This is a genomic window from Sulfurihydrogenibium yellowstonense SS-5 (assembly GCF_000173615.1).
In the GTDB taxonomy this organism is placed as follows: domain Bacteria; phylum Aquificota; class Aquificia; order Aquificales; family Hydrogenothermaceae; genus Sulfurihydrogenibium; species Sulfurihydrogenibium yellowstonense.
Genome location: NZ_ABZS01000042.1, coordinates 1 through 10,327, shown reverse-complemented (window position 1 = coordinate 10,327; position 10,327 = coordinate 1). Strand labels below are relative to the sequence as shown.

Annotated in this window: 8 protein-coding genes and 1 pseudogene; 3 read left to right on the top strand and 6 right to left on the bottom strand. The window is 31.9% G+C overall.

The annotated features are described in order from the left end of the window. The 6 genes and pseudogenes from SULYE_RS02730 to SULYE_RS02705 form a co-directional block, all read right to left on the bottom strand. Positions 1 to 2,024: pseudogene (locus tag SULYE_RS02730) on the bottom strand (Eco57I restriction-modification methylase domain-containing protein); the annotation flags it as partial. 1 nt (position 2,025) lies between these two features. Further along, positions 2,026 to 5,181, bottom strand: coding sequence for a helicase-related protein (locus SULYE_RS02725; protein ID WP_007546258.1), 3,156 nt, complete (start codon positions 5,179 to 5,181; stop codon positions 2,026 to 2,028). Further along, positions 5,178 to 5,783, bottom strand: coding sequence for a DUF3226 domain-containing protein (locus SULYE_RS02720; protein ID WP_007546257.1), 606 nt, complete (start codon positions 5,781 to 5,783; stop codon positions 5,178 to 5,180). Before SULYE_RS02720 ends, SULYE_RS02725 begins: the two co-directional genes overlap by 4 nt. After that, entirely contained in the window at positions 5,770 to 6,822 is a 1,053-nt protein-coding gene (locus SULYE_RS02715) for an AAA family ATPase (protein WP_007546256.1), read from the bottom strand. The genes SULYE_RS02720 and SULYE_RS02715 overlap by 14 nt, the downstream gene beginning before the upstream one ends. An 8-nt stretch (positions 6,823 to 6,830) precedes the next feature. Then, entirely contained in the window at positions 6,831 to 8,288 is a 1,458-nt protein-coding gene (gene gatA, locus SULYE_RS02710) for an Asp-tRNA(Asn)/Glu-tRNA(Gln) amidotransferase subunit GatA (RefSeq protein ID WP_007546255.1), read from the bottom strand. Continuing rightward, complete coding sequence (locus SULYE_RS02705; RefSeq protein ID WP_007546254.1) at positions 8,288 to 8,731, bottom strand: TraR/DksA family transcriptional regulator; 444 nt, start codon at positions 8,729 to 8,731, stop codon at positions 8,288 to 8,290. The genes gatA and SULYE_RS02705 overlap by 1 nt, the downstream gene beginning before the upstream one ends. A 61-nt stretch (positions 8,732 to 8,792) precedes the next feature. On the opposite strand from SULYE_RS02705, the gene SULYE_RS02700 reads away from it, so the two are divergent. The 3 genes from SULYE_RS02700 to SULYE_RS02690 form a co-directional block, all read left to right on the top strand. Next, on the top strand, positions 8,793 to 9,119 hold the full coding sequence (locus SULYE_RS02700) for an ATP synthase subunit I (RefSeq protein WP_007546253.1): 327 nt from the start codon (positions 8,793 to 8,795) through the stop codon (positions 9,117 to 9,119). Next, positions 9,094 to 9,600 carry a phosphate-starvation-inducible PsiE family protein gene (locus SULYE_RS02695; protein WP_007546252.1) on the top strand — a complete coding sequence of 169 codons (507 nt, stop codon included), beginning with the start codon at positions 9,094 to 9,096 and terminating at the stop codon, positions 9,598 to 9,600. Before SULYE_RS02700 ends, SULYE_RS02695 begins: the two co-directional genes overlap by 26 nt. Continuing rightward, a partial coding sequence (locus SULYE_RS02690) for a prepilin peptidase (RefSeq protein ID WP_007546251.1) occupies positions 9,597 to 10,327 on the top strand: 731 nt, incomplete at its 3' end. The genes SULYE_RS02695 and SULYE_RS02690, both read left to right, overlap by 4 nt.

Sequence of the window (10,327 nt, the reverse complement as noted above, 5' to 3'; positions counted from 1 at the left end):
CCGCCTTTTTCTTTAAAAACTTGCGGAAAGAACAATCTAAAATCAAAATCCACCTTATATCCAAGTACTCCTTCAGAATTTTCAAGCCTTTTCAAAATTAACGCATCCAACTCCTTTTTTATCTCTTTTTTCCTATCTGGATGTGTCTCTGAGAAATATTTACTTTCTAACTCAGAAATCTTATTTCCTATATCGCTCCTCCAATCCTCAGGAAATCCAATTAACGAATTTCCTCTAACTATCTTATAATCCAAGTTTGGAAGTGGTTTTATATCCTTAAAAGACTCCTCATCAACAACCAAAGACAACCAAAACCTTAATTTACAAACCTCAATAGCTCCCGAGTCTATATCTACGCCGTAGATAGAATTCTCTATCGTATGCCTTTTTAAATCGTATGTGTTAAGATTATTTTTTGTATATACAGAAAGAAGCTGTCTTAACTTTACAATCTCATGAAGCATACCAACAGGAAAAGCTCCAGAACCAACAGCAGGGTCGCAGATTTTCAAATCATCAAGCAGTTTGTCAATTTTTTCTGCATTTTGTATAATGCTTTCCGGAATTTTATATTTGTATTTTGTATTTTCATTACCATTTTCAGCTTTCTTTTGTGCCACTTTTTCATTTTCAATAAACAAGTCAGCAAAATTTACAAACACTTCCAAATCTTCTCTACTAACCTTACCATCTAACTGAGATTCAAGGTAATAAATAAGACTTTCACTACACATATAATGAACAATTTCTCTTGGAGTGTAATAAACTCCATACTCTTTATTAAATTCATTTTCTTTGGCAGAAGACTTTAGAGCTTTTAAATACTCATCAAAGTTATCTTCTCTGATTGCGTTGAGCTTTTCATAAATCTTACCAAGTAGCTCTGGGTCGAGTGCTACTTCTTTTTCAAGCGGCTCTTCTTCATTTACAGTAAAGTTATACCTATCAAACACATCAAGAATGCCGTTTTCAGCTTCGTTTGAAAACAGTTCATTTGGAATTAGAAGGTCTATATCCACCCAATTAAAATCGTTTGGCGGGTCAAAAAGTCCACCGTTTAAAAATGGAATTTTACAATTAAGCTTATCGTAGTAATGGTCGTTAAAACTTCTATCAACTCTTAAAGCTTCGTAAAACAAAGGTTCAAGCACTTCGTTATAAAAATTTTTATAGCTTATATACTCACCATTAAAAAGCCTTCTAATAAAATCTCTTGGACCTGTTCCAAAATCTTTACCTTTCTCTACACCAAACCAACCTTTTTTCTGTAAAAAGTATAAAAACACTATTTGACCAAGAAGCTTTTTAGCAAAGGACACAGTGCTGATATTTTTATCTTCAAATTCTTTTCTAACAGCCGGATTTTCTTTTACAATCTTATCAAGTTCAAGCTTAGTTTTGATAAATAGGTCTCTATACTCTTTGAAAAATTCCTTAGTGATAGTCTCTATATCAAAGGCTTTTTGAATCTCTTCTAAGCTTGGCTCTTTATCTGATTTTAAAAGCTCTAAAAATCTTGATTGTGCGGTGTGACTCTTTTCATTTTTTCCTACCAAAAAAGACCATCTTTTAGCGGGTGAAAGTACTTCTTTTACTTTGCCATCTTCTTTTTTATACTCTAATTTAACAAAAGAAAACCTCCAATCTTCCTCGTCAGGAGATACAAAAGCAACAAGTGCAGCATCTTTAAGGGATTTAGTTCCAAGATTTCCCCTTAGGTAATCAGCTACAAAGTTCCTCTGTGCTACTCTTGACCTGTATAAAGATTGTCCTTTTTTAAGATAGACGATAAGAACGTCTATGATTCTACCTTCTGGGTCTTCATACCGCCCCAATCTTTCCCAAGAAGTTATAAAGTCTCTGTACTTTTCCGGTACCGCTTGATTTCCGCTTCTTTTTGGAAGAGCTTTACTCCTATCAAAATTTTTCTTTAAAAGTTCAGTTATAAACTTGTCAAATTTTTCTTTTTTAAACTCACTTTCAAACGTATCTCTTACAAGCTCTTTTGCTTGTTTGTCATTCATATCAAGCTCCTAAATACAGTGATAATATAACCTCTCTTTTATAACCTTGATTTAGCATCACACCTAAATGTTGTTTATAAACTAAATTTTTTGGTATTTCATTTTTTAGTATAGATATTGCTTTCAATGGGTCTTCAATATGTTTTATAGCTCTTAGAGCGTTTTGAACCGTCTTTTTTGGTAAAGCTCCTTCTTCAATTCTTTCAATTATTAAATCTATGTACTTTTCTTGTTCTTCTGTTAATTTTTTCCTGTCTTTAAAAATAGCTTTTATATGTTTTAATAGCTCTTTACTGCTGTCTTTACCCGGTTTATGATGAATAAACTCTTCTTCATAGGTTGCTCTAATAAATTCCTTTTTATTTTTTTCAAGAAGGTTGTAAAACTCTTCAATTGGAATGATTATTTTTTGCTGGCTTTCATCACATTCAAAAAACTTGACAGCAGTTAAAAAGTCTAATTCCTGCGTTTTATTTTTATCTGACAGATAAAACTTCATCAACTTTCCTTTTCTGAAAAATGTCAAAAGTGCGTTGGTTATATTTTCTGCTTTTTTCCCTGCTCTTGCTTTCTTTGGAAGTTGTTTAATTTTATCAAATAAGTCCGGGTTTTCATCTCTTATTTTTTCTATTATTCTATAGTATTTAAGTTCACTTTCTTCAAAGTCTTCATCTGTTATGAAATTTTTTGATGTTAATTTATCAAAAAGCTCATAAGATTTTACAGACTCTCCTTCTGTTAGAATTGCAGCATCACCGCCAAGCAGGTTTAAGAAAGCTTCTACCTTAGAGCGGGCTATCTGCTTTAATTTTATCTGGTCTTCTACCTGAGCAGTTGGAAAGAAGTTATACACATAAATCTCATCAAACTTTGTATCTAATCTGTTAACCCTTCCAACTCTTTGAATAATCTTCGTTGGATTCCATGGTATATCATAGTTTATAATGATGTTTGACCTATGAAGGTTTACACCTTCTGACAGTACATCAGTTGTTACTAAAATTCTATAATCATCTTTCTTGACTCTTGACCTGTCATCAAAGTTTTCAATGATTTTATCTCTAACTTCTTCAGAAGACCCACCATGAAATAAAAGGACTTTGTTATCAAATATTTTGTTTAAGTTTTCCGTTAGATATTCTGCTGTTTCTTTTGACTCTGTAAAAATAATTACCTTTTTGTCTTTTAAAATTGGATTATTTTTTAATTCTTGGATTAAAACATCCAACTTAGGGTCCCTTTCTATATCCTGCCAAAGAGATTTTATCTGTTTTAAGATATCTAAATCTTTTTTTAGGTCCTCTATAAAGTTCTCTTTAAAATCATGTATATCATACTCTTCTGCCTTACCTTCATTGAGTAATTTTTCAATCTCCTCATCGTTGTCGCTCTCTAAAAATTCCAAAATTTTGTCTGAAAACCTTTTGCTTATGTAAACTTTTCCTTTTTGATTTATAGCATTTAGCATGCCTTCGTATGACTTTATAAATCTATCTAAGGTTTTATTGAAAGCATAAAAACTGCTTTCTAATCTTTTTACAAGAAGGACTTTCATAAAAGATGCCATATTTTTTTGAGATTGTTTTAAGGTATTTATTTGAGATTTTAAATAAAGTAAAGGTGTGTATCTTGCATATTTTAAACGTTTGGCGACAAGTTCAACAGTTTTCATAAAAGCGTTGTCTTCTATTTCGTTTAACTGGTATAAAACTGGGGTCGGGTCGTTTACCTGTGGAAACTTTAGATTGTTTCTTTCAAGGTCTTCTTTAAAGTAAGTTTCTATATCCTTTCTGGTTCTTCTTATCATTATGTATTTTAAAACTTTATCTCTTATCTCTTTTGCCACTTCTTTGGATTCTTCTACAAACTTTTCCGGGTCTTGACTCTTTTTTGCTTTTTCTATCCTACCTTTAAGCTCATTAAAAAAGCTTTCTAAATCTAAAATGCCGGGTATTGTACTTCTTCTTGGATTTTGAAATAGCTTTATCTGTGCTAAAATATCTTTTGGTGAGTTGTTGTAAGGAGTTGCTGAAACAAGTATAACTCTTTTTCCTCTACAGATTTCAGCTAATTTTTCGTATGTTTTTGTAGATTCGTTTCTAAATCTGTGTGATTCATCAATGATAATGTTTTTATACTCTCTAAATTCTATCTCTTCTAATGCCTCTTCAAGCTTTCCTATGGATATTGCTTTAAACGGAATATGAAAATCTCTTAAAACGTTTTCCCAAGAACCGGGGTTGCTTCTGCTTAAAAGAGATGGTGGTGCTATAACCATAGTATTACCACCAAGCTGTGAGACTAGCATAGCAGTCATATAGGTCTTTCCAAGACCTACGACATCAGAGATAAAAACACCTCCATGCTCTTCTATTATCTTTTTTGCATTTAAAACAGCTTGTCTTTGATATTCAAGATTTTTAAAATTTTCAGGCAAATTAGAAGTATCTAAATTTTGAGTACTATCTAACTCTTCTTTAAAGTACTCATACAAAAATTTTAGGTATAACTCATAAGGAGTTATAGAATCGTTTATAAAGGTTTTGTTTTTTATGGTTTGGACAAATTTTTCACTAACTTCTACTGAATCTTCCCAAAGCTCTTCAAACTTTTTCTTTGCATATTGGTAATCACTTATATTTTTAAGCTCTACGTTAAACTCTAAATTTTCTACCAAACCTTTTTGTGTAAAATTACTTGACCCTGTAATAACCCTACCAACGTCCCGATCACCTTCTTTAAAGGTCATTATGTACAATTTTGCGTGTAAATTTCTTTCAGGATATGCCCTGATTTCTAACCTTCCTGTTGATATCCACTCAATAAACTTTAATATTCCTTCCTCTACTTCTTTTTTATCTTCAGAGTCTTCAAACTCTTTGATTATCTCTTCTTCTACTAATTCCTTAGCTTCTTTCTGAGATAGATGTCTTCCTTTTTCAATCAAGTCATACGTTTGTTTGGTAGTAGAGATGCCAATTAAAATTCTTATTTTTTCTGTATTTTCCAAAGATTTATAAATAGCATAAAAACCACTTACGTAGAAATAACCAACCAATACATCAAAAAATCTCGTATCTTTAATCAGAGCATTAAATCTATCTTTTAAAGTCTGTCCGGGCAGGTTAGTAATAAAAGTTAAGTCTGTGTTATTCATGGCTGAAGCGATTTTATAAAATCTATTAACTTTTTAAATCTCTCATTGGTGAAGTCTATAATTTTTTTCTTTATAAATGTATCAAAATTAGCATCCGGTTCTGAAGTAATTGATATATAAGCATAAAGTTTTGTTTTACTAAGCTTTTTAAGGTCAAAGTTAAAATTTTTTACACAATTTACAAACCCATCAACGCAACGAAATTCCAGTCTATTTTTCAAATGCTCAACAATCAAAGATTCCAAATCTCCTTTTTCATTTTCATCCGGAAGGATAATGATCGCTGTCTTTAGGCTGCCATCAGAAATTTCATAAGGTTTCGATGGAATAGAAAATCCTGAATTCTTTAAAGTATCTCTTATACTTTGAAAAGCTCGTTTTGGATCATTATCTGCGTCTTGGACAACGACCAAAATCTTTACTAAACTAAAATCAGGAAACTTTATTAAGCTTTTTAGTTTATCTTTTCCTTCCATATATACAACTTGAATATCGCTTTCTCTTCCAATAAATTTAATCAACTCTTCAAAAAAGATTTTATCAGTTTTGCCTTCAATTAAAATTACAATACTTTTATTAAATTTTTCATTACCTAATTTCAAAACCAAGCTCCAATGCAGTATCAAGGTCTTCTTGATTCATAACAACAGGTTTAACTTGATCGTCTATTTTATCTAAGCGAATAACTCTAAAATCATAAACATCACTTTCTTTAAAAGCTAAATGGGCGTTTTGAATACATTCATAGCTGTGTGTGGTTGCAAAAATTTGAACGTTAAACTCTCTTGCCATCTCTGAAATTGCCTTCCATACATCTTTTAAAACTGAATAATGAAAGCCATTCTCTATCTCATCTATCAGAACAACTCCATTCTTAGAAACTCCAATAGCAAGTAAAATATTTGTTAATCTTGACATTCCTTCACCCAAGAAGGATAAAAGAATTGGTTTATCAAGTCCAACATCTCCATATAAAACAGACCTTCCTGTTAAATTTAGTATCTCGATGTTATTTATTTTTGGTTCTATTATTCTTAAGTACTTTATTATTTTGTCTTGATAATTCTCGGACCTAAGCTGAGAATATAAAGCTACCTCTAGCAAAATAGAAGTCCGGAAGCTTGTAGGCAAAAAGAATACAGGAAATTTTGGAACTGGGAAGGAAGAAGGCATTATATTTGACGCAGAAAATACTAAATAAAAGTTTTTTATATTTCCATCCTCTTTATGCTCCGCCTGAAGAACATAAGGTTGCTTTGGATATAAACTACTAATACCTTTTAAATCAATTTTTATATTAATCTTTTCAATCTCTTCTTCTTTTTCTAATAATCTAAAACTAATGCTAACTTTTTTATTATTTTCAAAAAATCCTATTAAATCAATAGGTTCTTTTGTATTAAAATTGTTAAAGAAAGCTTGTATTATATGTTTAAAGTCAGTTGCGTCTAATAGGTCTCTATTTCTTGACTCAATAATTGATGTTATGCTTGCAATACTCATATTATGTAATAAAATAGCCTCTAATAAAGAGCTTTTTCCGGAGTTGTTTTTCCCTATAATAAGATTAACTCTCTCTAAATCATTTAGTTCTAAGCTCTTAAAATTTTTAAAATTCTTGATTGTAAAAGATTTATACATAAATACACCTAAACTTCTGGAAATCTCTTATGATAGTCATTTAAAGATTGAAATCTGTAAGCTACCTGTAATATGGTCTCTTCATCAAATGGCTTTCCGACTATCTGCATTCCTACCGGAAGATTGTCTTTAAATCCGCACGGTATGCTTATTGCCGGAACAGTTGCCATGTTGGCTGATACTGTAAAGATATCTGATAAGTACATCTGGATTGGGTCGTTTGATTTTTCTCCAATTTTAAACGCTACGTCCGGCGTTGTTGGAGTTATGATTACATCAACTTTTTCAAAAGCATTCATGTAATCTTGGTAGATTAAAGTTCTAACCTTTTGAGCTTTTAAGTAATATGCGTCATAATATCCGGAGGATAATGCATAGGTTCCTATCATGATTCTTCTTTTTACTTCTGCACCAAAGCCTTCATCTCTTGTTTTAGAATACATCTCTTCAAGATTTTTATATTCTTTTGCTCTGTATCCGTATCTAACACCGTCAAACCTTGCCAAGTTAGATGATGCTTCTGACGGAGCTATGATATAGTAAGTTTCTATCGCATACTTTGTATATGGTAAAGATATCTCCTCAACTATCATTCCTTCTTTTTCAAGCTGCTTAACAGCGTTTAAGATTATCTCTTTTATTTGTGGATTTAAATCTTCTGTATAAAACTCTTTTGGAAGTCCTATTTTTAAACCTTTTACATCTTTGTTTAAGCTTTCTAAGTAGTTTGGAACCGGAATGCTTCTTGATGTAGAATCTTTTGGGTCTTTTCCAGAGATAACGTTCATTATCATTGCTACGTCTTCAACCGTTCTTCCAAATGGTCCAATCTGGTCTAAGGATGATGCAAAGGCAACAAGTCCGTATCTTGATACTCTTCCGTATGTAGGTTTAAGTCCCACAACTCCGCAAAATGCCGCAGGCTGTCTGATTGAACCACCTGTATCAGACCCAAGAGATGCGGGAGCCATTCCTGCCGCAACAACAGCAGCAGACCCACCGGATGAGCCACCCGGAACTCTTTCTAAATCCCATGGGTTTCTTGTTGGGAAAAATGCTGAGTTTTCAGTTGAAGAACCCATCGCAAACTCATCTAAGTTAGTTTTTCCTGTGATTACATAGCCTTGAGATTTCAATCTTTCAATAACGGTTGCATCATAAACAGGAACAAAGTTTTCAAGCATTTTTGATGAACATGTTGTTCTTATATCTTTTGTAGAGATATTATCCTTTATTGCTATTGGCAGCCCAAAAAGGTCTGGAATGTTTTCAAGCTTTGTTAATTCTTCGTCTCTCTTTTTTGCTTCTTCTAATGCTAAATCATCTAAAGCTGTCACGTAGGCTTTAATCTTTGGTTCTACTTGGTTTTTTCTTTCTATGAAAGCCTCAACGATTTCAGAAGGTTTAACTTCCTTTGATTTAACAAGGTCTGAAAGTTCTTTTAAAGATTTTTTCCATAACTCCATCATAACTCTCCTGCTTCTTCTTTTGATGCTGGATTTTCCTTCACAGATAAATTATCAAAATACTCTTTATATCTTAAATCTGGCGTTGATTGGAGAGACTCTTGCTCCTTTGCGTGCTGGATGCAAAGAGTTGTCCAAGGAACAGCTTCAAGCCTTTCTTCTTCAATTTCTTTTCCGCAAACTTCACATATTCCATAAGTTCCATTTCGCATCCTTTCAAGAGCATCATCTATAGCCTTTAATATCTCTATTTCTATGTCTGACAACTGGGCTAAAATTTCTTCAGTAATAGCAATATTGGCATACTCTTCCAAATCCCTTGGCTCAGCAGATTGCTCTGTTAATACTTTTTCTGTTTCTTCTTTTTTCAAATATCTTTCTAAAATTTGAGATTTTTTCTTTAAAAGTAATCTTCTGAATTTTTGAAGTTTATTTTTATCCATGATTTTACTCCTAAGTATTAATGATATAATAATTTTATCACACATAAAAAACGGAGTCTTAATGGCAATAATTATTTACGCTGGATTATTTATTCTTGGTTTTATAGCGGGTCTTATTTATTTTTGGCATATGTGGAAAAGTATTGGCACATATGGAGCAAATAAATCAAAAATACTTTCAAGTATGATTTTTAGAGCACCTGTTGTAATAGCAGCTGCTTTACTTGGTTATGTGGTAGCAAAGTTTGAAGGAATCATTGCAGTTTTGATAGGTTTTACTACGTTTCAGATTATCTTTTTGGTCAAAAAAGGAAGTCAGCTTAAAAAAGAGTTAGAGGAAGAAGCTTTAAAAGAGGAAAATCTTGAAAAGATTGATAGTAAAGATTAAAAGAAACATGGTTGATAAAATAACTAATATAGATGCTCCACTTATAAGCTTTCTTGAAAACTTCGACAGGTTAATTCATCTGTTTTTAGCGATTGTTATAGTTTTTACTTCTCTTGCCATTTTTATGTGGTTTATACATGATGCTTATGAGCTGTTTGAAAGAATTATAATGTTTAAGAAAAATATAAGTTCAAGTGCTTTAAAACTTTTTGGTACTGCAATACTTTTATGGCCATTATCGGCATTACTAAGAGCCGAGATAAAATTGGTAAAGGGAGAACAAATATCGTTAAACCTTTTTGTAGACACTGCGATTGCTTCAACTGTAAGGAGCTTTCTTATATCAACTGAAGAGAGAGAATCATTAAGCGAAACTTACTATTTAATAATTGCATTGATAGTGTTTGCAATAGTAAGATTAATAGTAGCTTATACAGAGAAAATTTCGGCATCCAATCCAAGAAATAAGGAACAGCAATGAATGAGTTTGAGCTTATAAAATTACTGGCTATTTTTATTTTAGGAGCATCTATTGGAAGTTTTCTAAACGTAGTTATATACAGGCTGCCAAGGAATATGTCTATTGTTTATCCACCATCTACATGTCCTGTATGTAAAAACCAGATTAAATGGTACGACAACATTCCCATTATTTCTTATATAATTCTTAAAGGAAAATGTAAATTTTGTGCCACTAAAATAAGTATTAGATATCCGTTAGTAGAATTTATCACTGGCATAATGGCTGTTTTTACATACTTAAAATTTGGCTTTACAGTAAATTTTGTATTTATGTTTTATTTTGTTGCCTGTATGATTGCTTTATCTTTCATAGATTTAGAATTTAAAATCATTCCTGATGAGATTAACTTTTCAGGTTTATTTATGGGTTTTGTTTATGCCAGTTATAAGGCTTATGAAATTAGAGATTTTCATCCGCTTACTGACGCTTTGATTGGAGCTGCAGTTGGGGCTGGGTTTTTATACGCTTTAGCTTTATTTTATCTTAAAGTTAGAAATATAGAAGCACTTGGATTTGGTGATGTAAAACTTCTTGCATTCATCGGCAGTTATGTTGGTTGGTTTGGAGCTTTATTTACAATATTTTTCGGGTCTTTACTTGGTCTTCTTGGGTCTGTTTTCTTTATGAAGATGTATAAAACTGATGATTTATCAAAGTTAGAAATACCTTTTGGTCCATTTCTCGC

Excerpts from the sequence above, each read along its gene's own strand:
- SULYE_RS02715 (WP_007546256.1), bottom strand. The coding sequence starts at position 6,822 with ATGTATAAATCTTTTACAATCAAGAATTTTAAAAATTTTAAGAGCTTA.
- SULYE_RS02705 (WP_007546254.1), bottom strand. The coding sequence starts at position 8,731 with ATGGATAAAAATAAACTTCAAAAATTCAGAAGATTACTTTTAAAGAAA.
- SULYE_RS02700 (WP_007546253.1), top strand. The coding sequence starts at position 8,793 with ATGGCAATAATTATTTACGCTGGATTATTTATTCTTGGTTTTATAGCG.
- gatA (WP_007546255.1), bottom strand. The coding sequence starts at position 8,288 with ATGGAGTTATGGAAAAAATCTTTAAAAGAACTTTCAGACCTTGTTAAA.
- SULYE_RS02725 (WP_007546258.1), bottom strand. The coding sequence starts at position 5,181 with ATGAATAACACAGACTTAACTTTTATTACTAACCTGCCCGGACAGACT.